The 17,536-nt window shown below is 62.5% G+C and carries 17 protein-coding genes and 1 pseudogene; 9 read left to right on the forward strand and 9 right to left on the reverse strand.

The features are described 5' to 3' along the window. Positions 1-65 precede the first annotated feature (65 nt). Positions 66-950, reverse strand: coding sequence for a helix-turn-helix domain-containing GNAT family N-acetyltransferase (locus tag M3I56_RS25485; RefSeq protein ID WP_254356283.1), 885 nt, complete (start codon positions 948-950; stop codon positions 66-68). A 131-nt stretch (positions 951-1,081) separates the two neighbouring features. Here M3I56_RS25485 and M3I56_RS25490 point away from each other — a divergent pair, with 131 nt between their 5' ends. Together M3I56_RS25490 and M3I56_RS25495 are read left to right on the forward strand one after the other, a co-directional pair. Then, complete coding sequence (locus M3I56_RS25490; protein WP_309249182.1) at positions 1,082-1,672, forward strand: isochorismatase family cysteine hydrolase; 591 nt, start codon at positions 1,082-1,084, stop codon at positions 1,670-1,672. Positions 1,673-2,091: 419 nt separating this feature from the next. Next, positions 2,092-2,400, forward strand: coding sequence for a hypothetical protein (locus M3I56_RS25495; RefSeq protein ID WP_254356284.1), 309 nt, complete (start codon positions 2,092-2,094; stop codon positions 2,398-2,400). A gap of 98 nt (positions 2,401-2,498) precedes the next feature. Here the strand turns inward: M3I56_RS25495 and M3I56_RS25500 are convergent. Next, positions 2,499-2,905 (reverse strand): annotated as a pseudogene (locus M3I56_RS25500) (NAD(P)-binding domain-containing protein). Positions 2,906-2,969: 64 nt separating this feature from the next. Next, positions 2,970-3,710 (reverse strand): SDR family oxidoreductase, encoded by a 741-nt coding sequence (locus M3I56_RS25505; protein WP_309249183.1) that lies wholly within the window; start codon positions 3,708-3,710, stop codon positions 2,970-2,972. Between the two features lie 122 nt (positions 3,711-3,832). Between M3I56_RS25505 and M3I56_RS25510 the strand changes: the two genes are divergently transcribed. After that, positions 3,833-4,723 (forward strand): LysR family transcriptional regulator, encoded by an 891-nt coding sequence (locus M3I56_RS25510; protein ID WP_254356286.1) that lies wholly within the window; start codon positions 3,833-3,835, stop codon positions 4,721-4,723. A 27-nt stretch (positions 4,724-4,750) separates the two neighbouring features. On the opposite strand, the gene M3I56_RS25515 is transcribed toward M3I56_RS25510, so the two are convergent. Beyond that, positions 4,751-5,641, reverse strand: coding sequence for a LysR substrate-binding domain-containing protein (locus M3I56_RS25515; protein ID WP_254356287.1), 891 nt, complete (start codon positions 5,639-5,641; stop codon positions 4,751-4,753). 101 nt (positions 5,642-5,742) lie between these two features. On the opposite strand from M3I56_RS25515, the gene M3I56_RS25520 reads away from it, so the two are divergent. Continuing rightward, a complete protein-coding gene (locus M3I56_RS25520; RefSeq protein WP_254356288.1) occupies positions 5,743-6,333 on the forward strand; it encodes a LysE family translocator in 591 nt (196 codons plus the stop codon). 2 nt (positions 6,334-6,335) lie between these two features. Then, positions 6,336-6,728 carry a cupin domain-containing protein gene (locus M3I56_RS25525; protein WP_254356289.1) on the forward strand — a complete coding sequence of 131 codons (393 nt, stop codon included), beginning with the start codon at positions 6,336-6,338 and terminating at the stop codon, positions 6,726-6,728. Between the two features lie 35 nt (positions 6,729-6,763). On the opposite strand, the gene M3I56_RS25530 is transcribed toward M3I56_RS25525, so the two are convergent. Beyond that, the gene (locus M3I56_RS25530) at positions 6,764-7,864 is read right to left on the reverse strand and encodes an NADH:flavin oxidoreductase/NADH oxidase (RefSeq protein WP_254356317.1); all 1,101 of its coding nucleotides are present in this window, start codon (positions 7,862-7,864) and stop codon (positions 6,764-6,766) included. A 223-nt stretch (positions 7,865-8,087) separates the two neighbouring features. Between M3I56_RS25530 and M3I56_RS25535 the strand changes: the two genes are divergently transcribed. Next, entirely contained in the window at positions 8,088-8,510 is a 423-nt protein-coding gene (locus M3I56_RS25535) for a hypothetical protein (protein WP_254356318.1), read from the forward strand. Between the two features lie 75 nt (positions 8,511-8,585). On the opposite strand, the gene M3I56_RS25540 is transcribed toward M3I56_RS25535, so the two are convergent. The 4 genes from M3I56_RS25540 to M3I56_RS25555 all read right to left on the reverse strand — a co-directional run bounded on the left by M3I56_RS25540 (position 8,586) and on the right by M3I56_RS25555 (position 13,775). Continuing rightward, the gene (locus tag M3I56_RS25540) at positions 8,586-9,656 is read right to left on the reverse strand and encodes a porin (protein ID WP_254356290.1); all 1,071 of its coding nucleotides are present in this window, start codon (positions 9,654-9,656) and stop codon (positions 8,586-8,588) included. Between the two features lie 97 nt (positions 9,657-9,753). Next, positions 9,754-10,821 carry an ABC transporter ATP-binding protein gene (locus tag M3I56_RS25545; protein ID WP_254356291.1) on the reverse strand — a complete coding sequence of 356 codons (1,068 nt, stop codon included), beginning with the start codon at positions 10,819-10,821 and terminating at the stop codon, positions 9,754-9,756. Continuing rightward, positions 10,814-12,562, reverse strand: coding sequence for an ABC transporter permease (locus tag M3I56_RS25550; protein ID WP_375541788.1), 1,749 nt, complete (start codon positions 12,560-12,562; stop codon positions 10,814-10,816). The genes M3I56_RS25545 and M3I56_RS25550 overlap by 8 nt, the downstream gene beginning before the upstream one ends. A 124-nt stretch (positions 12,563-12,686) precedes the next feature. Then, the gene (locus M3I56_RS25555) at positions 12,687-13,775 is read right to left on the reverse strand and encodes an ABC transporter substrate-binding protein (protein ID WP_375541789.1); all 1,089 of its coding nucleotides are present in this window, start codon (positions 13,773-13,775) and stop codon (positions 12,687-12,689) included. Between the two features lie 145 nt (positions 13,776-13,920). Here M3I56_RS25555 and M3I56_RS25560 point away from each other — a divergent pair, with 145 nt between their 5' ends. From M3I56_RS25560 to M3I56_RS25570, 3 genes are all read left to right on the forward strand, one after another. Continuing rightward, entirely contained in the window at positions 13,921-14,604 is a 684-nt protein-coding gene (locus M3I56_RS25560) for a response regulator (RefSeq protein WP_254356293.1), read from the forward strand. Further along, positions 14,601-16,169: a sensor histidine kinase gene (locus M3I56_RS25565; RefSeq protein ID WP_254356320.1), complete on the forward strand. Its 1,569-nt coding sequence runs from the start codon at positions 14,601-14,603 to the stop codon at positions 16,167-16,169. The genes M3I56_RS25560 and M3I56_RS25565 overlap by 4 nt, the downstream gene beginning before the upstream one ends. Positions 16,170-16,282: 113 nt before the next feature. Next, positions 16,283-17,410, forward strand: coding sequence for an aminotransferase class V-fold PLP-dependent enzyme (locus M3I56_RS25570; protein ID WP_254356294.1), 1,128 nt, complete (start codon positions 16,283-16,285; stop codon positions 17,408-17,410). Positions 17,411-17,536: the final 126 nt, after the last annotated feature.

The raw sequence follows: 17,536 nt of genomic DNA on the forward strand, positions 1-17,536 counted from the left end.
CGCAACCTGCATGAGACGATCATCAGCGACAATCGAAAGTCCGTAGTGCAAAGCGTTGCGGCCGTTCAGGCCAGACGCTTTTCAAACCAGTGATGGGCATACGGTTCGGCGTTGAATGCATCGACTTCGACGAATCCTGATTGCCTGTATAGCGATATCGCCTCACGCAGAGTTCGATTCGTCTCTAGACGGATAACGCGCGCTTTGGCCTGCCGGGCACGTTTCTCCGCCTCGGCAATCAACCGGCGGCCGACGCCCATGCCGCGCGCGGAAGGACTCACCCACATTCTCTTGAGTTCGGCCGGGGACTTCTTGTGAAACTTCAGCGCGACGCAGCCGATCGGGTCTCCATGGAGTCTCGCGACGATTAACGCACCTGCGGGCGCCGTCAGTTCGAGAGCATCTGCCGACAGGCTCATGGACGGGTCGAATCCTGCTTCAAAGCGCTGGTCGAGTTCGCCGAAATACTGTTCAAAACACCAGCGCGCGTCATCGCTATCAGGGTTCTCAAGCGCAAAATGCACGAGCGATGCCTGTAGCAAACGCTCGACCTCAGACATGGCTTCGATCAGTCGCCGACGCTGCTTGTCGCCGAGAGGTTCGAGCACGCGTAAAGCGACCGCGTCGGAGAGCCGTTCGAGTTCGGCCCTTTCGATGAGGCCCTCCTCGGTCAGGCAGGCCCGGCGAACCCGGCGGTCGTTCGAATCAGTGAGGACAGCGACAAGTTTTTGCCGCTCAAGCGACGCCAGGGTACGGCTGACATAACCCGAATCAAGACTTAGCCGCGCGCGAAGCGTACGAATATCCGCCCCTTCGACACCAATCTCCCACAGCAGGCGCGATTCACCCATCGGGCGGCCTCGTCCGAGGAAATGATCGTCGATAGCGCCGATGCTTTCAGCGACGATGCGGTTAAAGCGACGAATCTGGGGAATGGCTGACGAACTCATATCTCTGACTTTAGTCAGAGATATGAGTTCGTCAACCTCGAGCCGAGGAATGCGGTTCTTTCTCCGCGCGACCGGCCGTGAATGGAATGGAGGCGGTAGTATTGCCAGCGGATATTGAGTGGGGGGCAGCCGTGAATCAGGAAAACGCGTTAGATGGTGCGGTGGCAATCGCGCCGGCGCAAACCGCGCTTCTCGTCATGCACTATCAGACCGACATTCTCGGGCTCTTCCCCTCGGTCGCGCCGGCCTTGCTTGCCAATACGCGCAAGCTCTGCGACGCGGCGCGGACCAAAGGCGTCGGCGTTTATTTCGCCAACCTCCGCTTCAGTCCGGGCTATCCGGAAGTCAGCCCATTGAACAGGAATGGCCAGGGAATCAAGCAACTCGGTCTCTTCGTCGACGACCAGACCTCGCCGGAGCTGGGCCAGCGGACTTGCGAACCGGTCATCGTTGCGCACCGGGCCAGCGTGTTCTTCGGCACCGATTTGCAGGCGCGACTTCTCGCACAAGGTGTCGATTCGCTGATTATGGTCGGCATTGCATCGACCGGCGTTGTGCTGTCGTCGGTCGCGTATGCGAGCGACGCGGACTTCCGCCTGTACACGGTCAAGGACTGCTGCTACGACCCAGATCCGGTGGTACATGAACATCTGTTCTCCACCGCATTCGATTCGCGCACCACGGTACTCTCGCTCGCGGACGCCTTGCTGCTGCTCGCCTAGACGTTCGGCGTCCGCTCTCGAACCCATCTGGGCCAGTCGAGTGACCTCGATCGCACGGTTCACGCAACGGCGGAAAAGCGATCCGTTGACGTCATTCGAATCGCGTCGATACACGCATGCATTGCCCCACTCGTCGACTCGACACGCGCAATGCCAGGGTTAACCTCGATAAATATATGCATAACGCACGCCGTAATACTGATTCTTACATCGAGACTGGCCCGTTGGAGATGAGAACGCTAACGTTTGCGCAAAGACCACGGGTAGCCCGGAACCACACAATCACTTTCCGGAGTCATTGCGCTCGCATCACGCTCGCAGCTTTTGTCGGCATCCTGGCGGGATGCGGAGACGCCGTTTCGGATTCGGACATCCAGTTCGTCACGGCCGCAATGCCAGCGCAGTTCGAGGCGTTCCGCATGTACGGCGCAGTCCCCTTTCGCGACGGCTCACCCGGTTTGTCCGCTCATGCCCCAGCCCGGCTCCAGCAGGGCTGCGAGGCGGTGGTTCGTTCGGCGAAGGGCAGTTTTCGCGAGTCGGTGGTCCTCGATAGCGAATCGGCCGAGTACTTCGAACTCGATGTTTCGCGTACGGCTGACGGATGGACTGTGACAACCGACAGCCTTGCCGCACCGAGCGGCAACTCCGTGGGGCTTCGCACCCAGTTCACGAACTGCCTGACTGCAATCAAGGACAAGCTGCGGGCCCAGCCGGACTCGATACAGTGAGCCGTGGTCCCGCATGGCGAACGGGTAGCGTCCGTCCACCAGCAACGCTATGCCCGCCACGAAAGCGCCATCGTCGGAAGCGAGATAGCCGCGGCCGGTCAGTCGAACTTGACCAGATCCTGGAAAACCAGCTGGGCCCACGTGTTGCCGCGTGCCTGGATGAGGAGACCGCCCTCGCCGATCTTCCCGAGTTCGACCGGCGCGAACCCGAGCCGGTCGACGAGGGCCGACACCGAAGCGCTAGCTGCGTCGTCTTCGCTAGCGACGAACACAACCCGCCGGCCGCCATGCGGCGTCGTTGGCCCCTGCGCCAGCGTGGCTGCGGGCAGGTGGTTGAAGGCCTTCACCAGCTTGGCGCCCGCAAACGCCTTTGCGACGGCCCAATCTGCGCTGCGAGTGAGTCGACCGGCCGCCTGCCTGCCACGGCTACCTTGATGCCCTGATCGGCGAATGCCTGAGCGATGGCCGTGCCGATCTTGCCAAGCCCGATGATTGCGTAGCTCATTGAACTCTTCATTCGGCTTCCTGAATAACAGAACAATCACATTGACGGACTGCGTGCCTCGGCCTCAGACCTGGCCGATGCCGCCGTCATTCATCAAATCCGCGCCCGTCATATAGGAACTCTGTTCGGAGGCGAGAAAGAGTGCCGCGCTGGCCATCTCCTCGGCCCGGGCAAGTCGACCGAGCGGAACCATGCTTTGGTACATGCTCACCAGATCCTCGCGTGTCGCCGACTGGGCGTCGAGAATCGGCGTGTCGGTGACGCCAGGGCTGAGCATGTTGACGCGAATGCCGCGATCCTTGAATTCGGCGGCCCAGGTGCGCGCATAGGAACGCAACGCCGCCTTGGTCGCCGCGTAGGCGGTGTGCCCGGGAATGCCCATGACGTGCATGGCCGAAGAAACCAGCACGATCGATCCACCCCCCGTCATCATCGGCAGCAGCTTCTGCACCAGAAATACGGGGCCGCGCGCCATGAGGTTGAATGCCTTGTCGAAATGCTCCGGCGTGATGGTGTCGATCGAAGCCTGCTCGGTAAAGCCCGCGTTCGACACGATGATGTCGACGACACCCGTTTTGTCCCTGACTGCTGCGGCGACGCGGTCGAGGTCATCGAGATTCGCAGCGTCGGCCTGGATCGCGGTAACGTTGCGTCCGATCAGTTTGACGGCCTCGTCAAGCTGGCCTCGCCGACGGCCGAAGATAAAGACGTGAGCGCCTTCGGCGACGAACCGCTGGGCGATCGCCAAGCCGATACCCGTCGTTGCGCCGCTAATGACGGCAATCTTGCCTGTGAGAGTGGACATGGGAAGCTTCTGCCTGTTGGTGAACGGTAGTGACATCGTAATTGCCGCCCCCACGAATGATAATTAGCGGAGTTATCATGAGATTTATTCTTCCAGAGAATGGGTCTCACGAGAGACATGCAATGGATCGGTTTCACGAACTGAACGCCTTCATCGCCGTTGTCGAAGCGGGTGGCTTTTCCGCCGCCGCGCGTAGAACCGGCGATTCACAGTCCGCCATCAGCAAGGCGATCGGCGCGCTGGAAAAGCGCCTGGGCGTGCTGCTATTGAACCGAAGCACACGCAGCGTGACCCTGACGGATCAGGGGCAGAAATACTACGAGCGCACCAAGCCGTTGCTGGACGAGATCGAGGTAGCCGACAATGAGCTGAGCAGCAGCACGCTCGATGTCTCGGGACTCGTCCGCATCGCCGCCGCCTCGACGTTCGGCCGGCTGCACGTTCTTCCGCTCATTCCCGAACTGCTGTCGCGCCATCCTGGGCTTCGGGTCGATCTCGTGTTGTCGGATTTCGTCCGCGATATGGTGGAAGATCGAATCGATCTCGCGATTCGGGTGGGAACCGTCAACGATCCGGATTCGGTCGTGAGGAAAATCGCCAGCACCCCGCTGGTCTGCGTGGGATCGCGCCGCTATTTCGAGCAACACGGCACACCGAAAGATCCTGCGGATCTCGCCGGGCACAATTGCCTCGTCTACGGCGGTCTGATGGAATCGGCGAACTGGCCGTTTCATGGGCCGCAAGGCCGGTTCAGCGTACCGGTGCGAGGCAACCTGTCGTCGAATAGCGTCGAGACGATCCGGTCGGCCGTGCTCGCGGGTGTGGGAATCGGCCTCTTCGCGAAGCTCTCGCTGACCGATGAACTCAAGCATCCCGACATCGTCACCGTGCTGGACGACTTCATTGGGGACGCCCGTGACGTCAGTATCGTCTGGCCGAGGCGTCGTTTCGTGCCTGCGCGCGTGCGCCGGATCACCGACTTCTTTGCGGCTGCGCTGCCGCAGCGCGTGTAGAAGCGCGACGGCTTCGAATGCACGACGTCACGCAATGCTCGCAAGCTGCGCGCGTCGAGCGCCTGCGTCGTTCGACATCGATTCGCGCACGTGGCGCGCGAATTCCTGCGCCGCGGGCTGAACCGTTGCGGGCAAGCGCAGACAGATCGCGAACGGCGGCAGCGCGGGCAAGCTGGTTGCTCGAGGCGCGAGCGTCTCGAGGTCGGCCGGCACCGTGGAGGCGAGCCAGGCCGTGATCGCGAGGCCCGCACGCACCGTCGCGGCGGTCGCCTCGATGTTGCCGCTCTCGAAGACCGTGCGCCACGCAATGCCCTCGTCTGCGAGCGCGCCGAGTACGACCGGCCGGAAGGCACATCGCTCGTCCACCATCGAAAGCGGCAGCGGCCGCTTTTGCCAGGCATCGCTGCCGCGCCCCCTGACCCACACCAACGGCTCGATGCGGACCACTTCGCCTTCGGCTTCGTTCGCGACATATTCGACCAGCGATATATCCACGCGGCCGCTGTGCACCGCTTCGCTCAATTCCGGCGACGCCGCACACACGAGCGAAATCTCCACTTGCGGATGCGCATCGGCAAACGCCTTCATCGCAGGCGCGAGCGGTGTCACGAGATCGTAGGGCACGCCCACGCGCAGGCTGCCGCGCAGTGATCGACCGGTCATGTCGGCCCAGATTTCGTCGTTCAGCTGCAGCAGCTGGCGCGCCTTCACGAGAAATGGCTCGCCATGGCGCGACAGCTCCAGCTTGCGCGTCTTGCGCACGAACAGCTGGCAATCCAGCACCTCTTCGAGACGCTTCACCTGCTGGCTCACGGCGCCTTGCGTCATATGCAGCAGATTCGCGGCGACCGTCATGCTGCCGCTATCGGCGACGGCAACGAAGGTGCGGATCAGATCGAGGTCGAGGTTTCGGCTCATTGACGCATTATGCCGCGTAATGGATCGCATCAGAATTATTGCCTTTGATGAAGCGTCGGCGATCCGTACAGTGCAAGTTTCATTCACCTGACTCTGCACCGATGACCTCGATCCTGCCGCTTCTCCTGTTTGTCGTCATTGCGACCGTGACACCCGGCGGCGCAACCACACTCGCCACCGCTTCGGGCGCGCGCTTCGGCTTCGCGCGTTCGATTCCGCTGATGCTCGGCATCGCGATCGGCCTGGCCGTGCTCGCCGCCGTCGCCGGGTTCGGGCTGGGCGGTCTGCTGCTCGCGCTGCCGTCGCTGCAAACGGCCGTCAAGGCAGTTGGCTCCGCGTATCTACTCTGGCTCGCGTGGCGCATCGCGCGCAGCGGGCCGCCGAACGCAGGCAACGGCCCCGCGCACCCCATCACGCTCGTCAACGGTTTCCTGTTGCTCTGGCTCAACCCGAAAAGCTGGGCGATGACGGTCGGCGCGGCGGCGTCGTTCGCGCTGCTCGCAAGCAGTCCGAACCGACTCGCGCTGCTGCTCGGCGCCACGTTCGGCGTGGCGGCGTGCGTCTCGCTCGCGCTGTGGTGCGCGCTCGGCGTGCTGCTCGCCCGGCTCTTTCGCACGCCGCGCCACTGGCGCATCCTCAATCTTGCGATGGGCGTGCTGCTCGCCGCATCCGTCATTCCAGCATGGAGATAACGATGCCTGTTCATCCGTTTGCCGAATCGTTCGATCTTGAAACCGCGTTCGCCGACGTGTCCGATTACTGGTCGCCGAAAGTCGTCGCCCAGGTCAACGATCAATACGTGAAGGTTGCCAAAGTCCGCGGGCAGCTCGTGTGGCACGACCACGAGCACGAGGACGAACTGTTCTTCGTCGTGCGCGGCCATCTGAAGATCGAGTATGAAGGCGGGCGTGTCGTCGACCTGCCGGCGGGTTCGATGCACGTCGTGCCGCGCGGCACGCTGCACAATCCAGTCGCAGAGGACGAATGCTGGATCGTGCTGATCGAGCCCGTGCAGACGATGCACACGGGACGCGTGGAATCGCCATTGACGCGGACGATCGAGGAGCAGTTAGGCAGCTCACACTGAGACGGCCCAGCCCTCCGGACATCGACAAGACGGATTCAGACGAACACCTTTGGCAGCCCACTGGGTTGAGCGCGAAGATACTGCTGCGGCGCCTTGACTCGCGCCACGAAGTGAGCGGCAGCGTGCCAGGGCCAGCGCGGGTCGAAGAGCACGGCTCGGGCCAGCGCGATCAGATCGGCGTCTCCCGCGCTGAGGATGGATTCGGCTTGTTCGAACTCGGTGATCATTCCAACGGCGATGACAGGGAGCGTCGTCGCCTGCTTTACGGCACGCGCGAAGGGAACCTGATAGCCGGGCCCGACCGGAATTTGCGCGGCTGGATTCGAGCCGCCGCTCGAGACATTGATCGCGGCACAGCCTCTGGCCTCCAATGCGCGGACAAAAGCGATCGCGTCGTGCACGGACCACCCGCCGTCCACCCAGTCAGTCGCGGAGATCCGCATCGTCACGGGGCGATCATGCGAAAACGCGTCTCGCACGGCTTCGAAGACCTCGAGTGGAAAGCGCATCCGGTTTTCCAACGAGCCGCCGTACTCGTCGTCCCGGTGGTTCGAGAGCGGCGAGAGAAATTGATGGAGCAGATAGCCGTGCCCACCGAGGATTTGAACGAAGTTCAGGTCGAGCCGGGAGGCGCGTTGCGCGGCGGCCGCGAAGGCATCGCGAATGGCGGCCAGACCGTCGCGGTCCAGGGCGGCGGGTGGTGTCTCACCGGCCGCGAAAGCGACCGGGGATGGGCCGTGGGTGTTCCAGCCATTTGCGTGACCATGAGGAATCTGTGCGCCGCCGTCCCATAATTTCTGCCGAGACCGTTTTCGGCCAGCATGGTTGAGCTGGATGCCAATCGGCGTGTCAGACCAGCGCCGAATGCCCCGCAGCACGCGCGCCATGGAAGTTTCGCACTCGTCCGAATAGAGCCCCACGTCGCCATAGCTCGTGCGCCCCTCGGGCGTGACCGCCGTCCCCTCGATGGTCAGCGCCGCCGCACCTGAAAGCGCCAGCTGGCCGAGATGAATCAGGTGCCAATCGTTCATCTGCCCGTCTTCGGCCGAGTACTGGGCCATCGGGGCGATTACGATCCGGTTGGCCAATGTCAGGTTGCCGACTTGTATCGGCGTGAACAGCGTTGGATGGCTCAAACCGGTGCCAGTTGTTGCTGTGCCGCTAATGACGGAGGCTTTGCCTGCGAGTGTGGACATGGAAATCTTCTGCCGGGTGATGAGTGACAGGGAGATCGTAGTGGCCACATAGGGAAGCGATAATTCGCAGATCCTTCATAAGGCTAATTCCCCACGAGAATAGCCATGAGCGGCGGTTGTGGCCGCCTGAGCGGTTATGCTGTTCGTCAGCACAGGAGGCACCATGCCAGAAACATGGCAATTCCAGGTCCGCATCACCGTCGTGCCCGCGGTGGCCGATGCGCTGCGGGCGAGCAGCCCCTATGAGGGTCGCGACTTGCTTGAAGCCGTCTTGCGCGAGTACAACGCCGCTTTGAAGTGCCAGTTCGACGCATTCGCCGATTATGTGGAAGAGGCGGAGCGTGCCGGGCGAGACCGCTATCCGCTGTATCAATGGACGAAAGACACGATCGCCAATCCCGGGAAAAAGGCGAAGTACCTGACGTCGTTTGCGGTGTACGTTAGCGGCGAAGATGTCTACGACCGGGAAAGCGCCGACGGGCTGTATGCGCGGCTCTCGGCCCTCGCTGGCCGGGTGGGCATCGAAAGCGTGAACCGGTTCGATACGAACCCGGCCAACAATCCCCAGCCGCCCGTGCGCAAGTGAGACAGACACCGGTTCTGCCGCATCGCATCATCGTCTTGGGCTACCCAGGGGCTTCGTACTTGCGCCAGATAGCACTCAGAACCGATGCTGAACGCCAGCCGTCATCCCTGTTTGCGTGTCGGCCGCACCGACGAGGTCGCGCGACAAGCCCACCTTCTGACCGTGCTGAGCCATCGCATATCCGCCGGAGACATAGAGCAGCGTCCGTTTGGAAAGCGAGTATTGCCCGCGCAGCGAGAACAGCGTCGGATCGGCGTCGCTCGCTCCTTTGATGTTCTGATGATAGATCGCGCCGAGCAGCGTGAAGTACGGGTTGAAATCGTACGAGCCGCCGATCCAGTACATATCACTTTGCAGCGTTGCCGCCGCAGTACTGAATGTCTTGCGATAATTCCGGTAACCGGCCATCGCCTTCGCCGCGCCGAATTCGTATGAAAGACCAGCGTGGATGCCCTGAATGTAGCGGGTCTGATCGACGGGCGTGACGCTGTCCGCCGCGCCGTTTTGTCGATCGTAGGTGACCACGGCAGCGAACGGACCGCCGGCGTAGCCGAGCGCGAAGTCGTATTTCGAACTCGTCTTCATGCTCCCCGGCACATTGCCGAACCCATACAGCGCGCCCAGCTTGATCCCGGAGAATTCGCCGTCGTAGCGCACGGCGTTGGCCGAGCGGGTGAACAGACCGTCTTTGCGGCCGCCCGTCGCGCTCGACGATGTCGCCCATGAATAGTTCGGCGCATAGCCCATCGGATCGAACGGCAGCATGTAGTCGTACGTCACCGTGAAGGTGCGCCCGAGCGTCAACTGCCCGAAACGATTTTTCAGCCCGACCGTAGCGCGCCGGTCGAAGATTGCACCGGGGCCGTCGTCGAAGGTGCCGTTCGCGATGTTGATGCCGCTTTCGAGCTGGAATACCGCCTTCAGCCCGCCACCCAGGTCCTCGACGCCGCGCAGACCCCAGCGCGACGTATTCTTGCCGCCCGAAACGAGCCGTGCAGAACCACCGTTTGCGCTGGTGTGATTCGTGTATTCGACGCCCGCATCGACGATCCCATAGAGGGTGACCGTTGATTGCGCCTGCGCGACGGCGGCGATGCCCGCGCATGATAGACCCAACATGGTTGTTCTTGTGATAGGCGACTTCATTGTCTACTCCCAGTTTCTGCGTTGGATTCCGGTGGCGGCATGCGCCAACCCACGGTTACTGCAGCTGCAAACAAGCTTGAATCGCACGAGCCCCTTGTCAGCCCGCCTGGGCAAAGGCCCAGCAGTTGTTCGCCGGCAGTTCGAGCCAGTGCTCGCCGGCGGCGCGTGGTTGCACGCCGAAGGCACGCAAGCGCAGTTCGCCGCAATGGAACAGGTATTCCCAGCGATCGCCGAGAAACATCGACGTGACGAGTTCGGCGCGCAGGCGGTTCTGCCCGGGACCATCGACAACCTGAAGACGCTCGAGCCGGATCACCGCTTCGACTGCCTGACCGGGCGTAAGCGCTTCGCGTGCGGATGCCCGCAACGTCCAGCCCGCGCCGCTCAATACAACATGGCTCGGTTCGACAGCGCAGACGTGTCCTTCGAAGCGATTGTTGCTACCCATGAAATCGGCGGCGTACAGCGTGCGGGGCGAATCGTAGAGGTCTGCCGGCGAGTCTTCCTGTTCGATGCGACCGTTGCGTAGCAGCAGGATGCGATCGGACATCGCCATGGCTTCGGTTTGGTCGTGGGTCACGCATAGCGCCGAGAGGCCGAGCGTGACAATCAGCTCGCGCAGCCATGCGCGAGCTTCCTCACGAAGCTTCGCGTCGAGGTTCGAAAGCGGTTCGTCGAGCAGAATCACCGGCGGGTTGTAAACGAGCGCCCTCGCGATGGCGACGCGCTGCTGCTGCCCACCCGACAACTGATGGGGATAACGCGCGGCGAGCGCACCGAGGCCGAGTTGATCGAGCGCGGCCTGAACCCGACGCTTGCGCTCCGGGGCCGACACGCGACGCAGCTTGAGCCCGTAGCCGACGTTTTCAGCCACGGTGCGGTGCGGCCACAAAGCGTAGGACTGGAACACGAGACCGAGCGAGCGCTGCTCGACGGGCAGATCGATGCCGGCTGCGCCGTCGAAGAAGACGCGTTCGTCCAGCTGGATGCGGCCCGATGAGGGCTGTTCGAGACCGGCCACCGCACGCAGCAGCGTGGTTTTGCCGCTGCCCGATGCGCCGAGCAGACATACGACTTCACCCGCCTTCAGTTCGAACGAGACGCCCTCGAGGATCGGATGCGCGCCGTAACTCAGATGGAGGTCGTTAACCGAGAGCTTATCCATGCAATTTCACTCCGAAGCGCAAGGCCACGGCGAGACCGGCGCCGACCATTGCGATGTTGATGACGGAAAGGGCGGCGACTTGATCGACAGACCCTGCGGCCCACAGTGAGACGAGCAGGGCGCCAATGACCTCGGTGCCGGGGGAGAGCAGGTAGACGGCAGTCGAATACTCGCGCTCGAAGATCATGAAAATGAGTAGCCACGCGGCGAGCAGCCCGAAGCGCACCAGCGGCAGCGTGACGTCGAGGCTGACGCGCGCACGTGTGCCGCCGACGCTGCGTCCGGCCTCTTCGAGCTCGGGGCCGACCTGCAGCAGCGCGCTCTGGATCAGGCGCATGCCGTAGGCGAGCCACACAACGGTGTAGGCCACCCAGATGCTCCACATCGAGTTCTTGAGTTCCTTGAGGCCGGGGACGAAGAGGAAGACCCACAGGAACGCCAGTCCGGCGAGCAGGCCTGGCACGGCGCGCGGCAGCAGCACGATGTAATCGAGCAGGCGGGCGGCCCAGTCATGCTGGCGATGGCCCGCGAAGGCGGCCAGCGTGTAGAACCCGACCGCGAGCGCGCCGCCCAGCACGCCGATGCCGAAGGTGTTGAAAATGGCCCGAACCAGATTGCTGTGCTCGAACAGTTCGGAGAAGTTCGCGAGAGTCAACGTCTCGACGAGGTCCACGCCTTCGCCCCAGTGAGTGACAAATGCTCGCAGCACGATGCCGGAAAGCGGCACGAAGATCGTGAGCAGCAACCAGAGCGCGACGACGGCGAGCGCGACCCAACGCCATGTACCGAGTGCCAGCACGGTCTGCCGCGTGGCTTTGCCCTTGAGAGCGACGAAGCGATTGGCGCTCTTGAGCAGATGCCGTTGCAGCAGCACGAGCGGAAAGGTCACGGCGATGATGCACACGGCGACCGCGGCCATCAGGTGATACGAGGGCACGCCGAGCTTGTTGGTGAGCTTGTAAAGATATGTGGCCAGCACGAGATGCCCTTCGGGGTCACCGAGGACGAGTGGCAGACCGAACACCTCAAAGCCGAGGAAAAACACCAGTACGCCGGCAAAGAGCAGCGCGGGCATGCTCATGGGGAGGCTCACGTCGAGGGCCACGCGCAGCGGCCGGGCGCCCGATACGCGCGCGGACTCCTCGACGTCGGAGCCAAGGTTGCGCAAGGCCGCCGCGGCATAAAGATAGACATGCGGCACGTGCGTCAACCCGACGATCACGGTGATCGCGAAGACCGAATACACGTTCCATGGCGTGCCCTCCATGCCGGTCAACTGCTTCCACCAGATCGAGTAGAAGCCGGCTGGGCCTGCGGCGATCACGTAACCGAAGGCGAGCACCATCGGCGAAACGAAGATGGGCGTGAGCAGGACCGGTTCGAGCCAGCGGCGTCCTGCCAGATCGGTGCGCACCATCAGGAAGGCCAGGATGCCGCCGAGCGGAATGGAGATGAACAGCATGCCGCTCGCGATCGTGAAGGAGTTGCCCGCGGCCGACCAGAAATCGGCGTCGGTAAAGATGAAGGCGAAGCCGGCCAGGCCGAAGGTGCGGCTCGCGTCAAAGAAGGGGGCGCTCAACAGACTCTGGAACACGATGAGCGCAACCGGTAGCGCGACAGCGACGGTCAGTACCGCGATGACGAGCCAGCGTAGCAAGCCAGCCAGGGGGCGCAGCGGCCCCTCGGGCAGCGCCGGAATATCGCTTATCTCCCTGGCATGGAGCGGCACCGCGGCCGGGATGGGCGCGCGTCGTGAAAGCATGAGGGTCCTCCTGCGGCACGCGGCCGCATATGGAAAAGGGAAACAGGGAGAGCGCACCGTGAAGCGCCCGGCGCTTCACGGCGTTCGCCGTGTCAGGCGTGCGCTAGCGCTTGATCGACTGTTGCCATTGCCTGAGAAATTCGAGGCGCTTGGCCTGGTCGAGATAGACGAGCAAGCCGGAACCGACCGGAATCGGCTTAAGCGAATCTCCGAGCTGTTCGGTCAAGCCGGCCATCGAAGTCTCGCCGGTCACGTCGGCGCGGATCGAGAAGAGGTTCGCTTCGTTCGCAATCAACGTTTGACCGCGTTTCGAGAGAACGTAGTCGACCCACAGACGCGCTGCATTGGGGTTCTGGGCCTTCTTCGAAATGGTGAGCAGGCGGCTGACCACCTGCGTGTAATCCTTCGGGTAGACATAGCCGATGGATGGATCTTTTTTGGCCTTGCTATACGCATAGGATCCCAAAATATTGTAGCCAAGCAAATTTTCGCCGGAGGAGATGCGCTCCATCATGGCGCCGGTACTCGACTGCAGCTTCGGACCGGTCGCGCCGATTGCCCGCACGAGTGCCCACGTGACCTGAGGGTTCACGCGTGCATCCTGGGTCAGATAGTTGAAGCCGGTGCCCGATTTCTCGATGTCATACGTGGTGACCTTGCCCTGGTAGCGTGCCGGCTGGGTCTGTAACAGCTTGATCAGGTCGGCGCGCGTCTGCGGTACCTCGCCTGCCGGCATCAGGCGTTTGTTGTAGACGATCGCGAGGGGCTCGAAGGTCGTGCCCCAGGCCTGCTTCTGATATTGCGACCACACCGGCAGATGCGGGGTCTCGGGCGACTCGTAGGTCGCCATCAGACCGTCGTTGACGAGCTTGATCTGCAGGTCCATGGCCGAGCTCCAGAGCACGTCGGCGCTCGTGCTGCTCGCGGCGTTCTCGCTGATGAAGCGGTTGTAGAGCTCGGTGCTGTTCATGTCGTTGTATTCGATTTTCACGCCATACAGGCTTTCGAAATCCTTGATGAGGGGCTTCGCGATGGCGGCATCCGTCGCGGCGTAGATGATCAGTTTTCCTTCTTTTTTTGCGGCTTCCACCGAGGCTTGGTAGTGGCTCGGGTATCCGGCAGGAAACTGCGCCCAGACCGGGCTGACGGTGAGTGCAAGAGCGAGCGTAGCGGCACAGCGTTTGAATGACATCGGCATGTCTTCCTCCAGGTCAAGACGGGCTTTTATCTTGTGTTGGCGAATGGTAAGGTTTAAATGCTTTCTGTACGCTTTCATCCAGGGCGAAAACTGGAAGGAAAACGAATGATTCATCTCATGGATTTCCCTGGGGGTGGCGATGCGTGTTTTGCTTGTTGAAGACAACCCGATCCTGTCCCGTTCGCTGACCGATGCGCTCTCCAGCGCGCGTCTGACGGTCGACTGCATGCATGACGGCGAGTCCGCCGATCACGTGCTGCGCACCCAGGACTACGCGCTCGTGATCCTCGACCTCGGGTTGCCCAAGCTCGACGGTCTGGAAGTGCTGCGCCGGCTGCGCGCGCGCCGCAACACGGTACCGGTGCTGATTCTGACCGCGCACGGATCGGTGGAGGATCGCGTGAGGGGACTCGATTTCGGCGCCGACGACTATCTGGCCAAGCCCTTCGAGCTGAGCGAACTGGAGGCACGTACGCGTGCGTTGATACGACGCAGCCAGGGGCAGGATTGTCTGCGCGTGGCCTGCGCAACACTCGTCTACGACGCCGCCGACCGCGGCTTCAGTCTCGAAGGCGAGCCGCTCCCTCTCACGCCGCGCGAGCGCGCCGTGCTCGAAGTGTTGATCCTGCGCAATGGCCGGGCGATCAACAAGGAGACGCTGTCGGAGAAGATCTTCGGCATTGACGAATCGGTGAATGCCGAGGCAATCGAAATCTATGTGCATCGGCTGAGAAAAAAGCTCGAAGGCAGTGCCGTGGCGATCGTGACGCTGCGCGGGCTCGGCTATCTGCTCGAAGCGAGGCAGGCATGCACGCCCGCCTGAGGGCACCCGATCTGCGTATGCGGATGTCGCTGTGGCTGCTGCTGCCGCTGCTTGGCCTGCTCGCGCTGGATGCGTGGCTCACCTATCAGCGCGCAATGCAGTCGGCCCATGCCGCGTTCGACCGCACGCTCGAGTTTTCGCTGCGTTCGATCCGCGAGGGGGTGCACCTGCGCGAGGGGCGGGTCCATGTCGATCTGCCTTATCTCGCGCTGGAGATGTTCGAATCCAGCAACGACAGCAAGATCTACTACCTGATTCGCGAAGAGGCGGGCCAGGACGCACGGCCTGTCACCGGCTACGCAGACTTGCCACAGCCTGCGGGGCACCGTCTCGATCCTTTCGCGACACACTTCTACGACACGATCTATCGGGGCGTGCCCTTGCGCATGGCCTTACTGCGTTTGCCCATTCACGATGTGCCCGCCGCGCAGACGCGCATGGTCCAGATCATGGTTGGCGAAACCATCGAACCACGTCAGGCGCTGGCGCAGCAGATCCTGATCGGTTCGCTGCTTCAGGAGGGGCTGCTGGTCGTGCTCGCGCTCGGCATCGTCTGGCTCGGCGTCGGGCGAGGCCTGCGTCCGCTCAACCGCCTTTCGGCAAAGGTCGCGGCGCGCAGCGAGGACGACGGCGCGCCACTGGCGGCTTCGGGCCTGCCACGCGAAGTCATGCCGCTTGTCGATGCGATCAATCAGTACATCTCGCGCTCGCGACGCATGCAGGAATCGCGTCGGCGGTTTTTTGCCGATGCCGCGCATCAGTTGAAGACCCCGTTGGCGGTGATTCAGGCGGAAGCGGAACTGGCTCAGCGCGGCAACCTCGACGCCAGCACCGGCCTGCATCTGCGGCGCCTGAACCGGGCGGTACGCCAGGCGGTGCGGGCAGTGCAGCAGTTGCTTTCGCTCTCGCGGCTCGATGCCGGCTGCGATCAGGCGGCGAAGCGGGCACCGGTGCTGCTGCACAAGATCGCGCGCAGCGTTACGCTCGACTGGTCACCGGTGGCGCGATCACGCGGCATCGATCTCGGTTTCGACCAGCAGCACGCGGTCGAACTGGTGGGTCACGGGGACCTGTTGAAGGAACTGATCGGCAACCTGATCGACAATGCGATCCGTTATTCGGGCGACGGCGCGGTCATCACGGTGCGAGTGGGGCGGCGCCATACCTGTGCCGTGCTCGAGGTCACCGACAACGGGCCGGGCATCGCCCGGTACGAGCGCGAAGTCGTGTTCGAGCGCTTCTACCGCTGCGAATCGACGCAGAACGTAGAAGGCAACGGGCTGGGTCTCGCGATCGTCGCGGAGATCGCGCGCGTGCACGAGGCACGCGTTACACTCGACGAAGCTCCCGGCGGAGGTCTCGCAGTCAGTGTCGCGTTCCCGGCTAGCGCGCCAATTGCACCGGGCACGACCGCGAGCGCGACCACTGCCGCGCCCGCAGAACGGGCACCCAGGCAGGGAGTTTCACGAAACAGGCGATTCAACATGGCGGCGCCTGCGCCAGTCGATATTTGCTGCTCCGCAAAAAAGAGTGAGCGCGCTAACATTGCCGCGAACGGGCAATGAGCGTGATCTAATACCTGTGCAACATTGCGAACAGCCTTGTCGCCGCAATTGCAGACGGCTTTGGTTAGAATCGGTTGTCGATTCGACTATTCATTTTCTTATCGGAGGCGAGCGTGCCAGGTTTACTTCCCAACGTCGACCGCGAGGGACTCCTCGAATATTCAGTGGTTTACACCGACCGCTCGATCAATCACATGTCGCAGCTCTTTCAGGGCGTCATGCGAGATATCTCCAGCTCCCTGAAAAAAGTCTACAACGCGAAGTCGGTCGTTGTCGTCCCGGGCAGCGGCACCTTCGGCATGGAAGCCGTTGCCAGGCAGTTCGCGACGAACAAGAAGTGCCTCGTCATTCGCAACGGCTGGTTCAGTTTCCGCTGGTCGCAGATTTTCGACATGGGCAGCATTCCCTCTGAATCGATCGTGCTGAAGGCGCGTCCGGTCGAACAGGGAAGGCAGGCCGCCTACGCACCGCCACCGGTCGAAGAAGTCGTCGCGGCGATCAGGGAGAACAAGCCCGATCTGGTCTTTGCGCCGCATGTCGAAACCGCATCCGGAATGATGCTGCCCGATGCGTATTTGCGCGCGGTGGCCGACGCCGTGCATGCCGTAGGCGGCATGTTCGTACTCGACTGCATCGCCTCCGGTACGGTCTGGGTCGACATGGAGAAAAGCGGCGTCGATATCCTGATCAGCGCACCGCAAAAGGGGTGGAGCGCATCACCTTGTTGCGCGCTCGTCATGCTCGGCCCGCTCGCCCGCGAACGAATCGACGCAACGACCAGCACCAGCTTCGCCTGCGATCTTCGCAAGTGGCTGCAGATCATGGAAGCCTACGAGAGCGGCGGATTCGGTTACCACGCAACCATGCCCACGGACAGTCTCGCGACGCTGCGCGACGTGATCAAGGAAACCGAAGCATACGGCTTCGACAAGGTAATGGCGGAGCAGCTCGAACTCGGCAAGCGCATTCGTTCGCTGCTCGTTAGCAAGGGCTTCCGAAGCGTGGCGGCCGAAGGCTTCGAGGCGCCCGGCGTCGTGGTCAGTTACTCGGACGACGATGGCATACGATCCGGCAAGAAGTTCGCCGACGCCGGCCTGCAGATCGCGGCCGGTGTTCCCCTGCAATGCGACGAGCCTGAAGACTTCAAGACCTTCCGCATTGGATTGTTCGGCCTCGAAAAACTGCATGACATCGAAGGCGCGGTCGCAAGGTTCGCGAAGGCGTTGGACCGGATCCTTTAACCCGCTTTTCCTCGAGGCGCGCGACGCGCTTCCTCAGGTTATCGCGAAACGAAACGAGCGCCTTTGCGGCGCCCGTTGTCGTTCTTGCTGCGGTGCGCCTCGTGTAAAGCCATCGAACGTTGCAGA

It is taken from the genome of Paraburkholderia sp. CNPSo 3281, from assembly GCF_024206515.1.
In the GTDB taxonomy this organism is placed as follows: Bacteria; Pseudomonadota; Gammaproteobacteria; order Burkholderiales; family Burkholderiaceae; genus Paraburkholderia; species Paraburkholderia nodosa.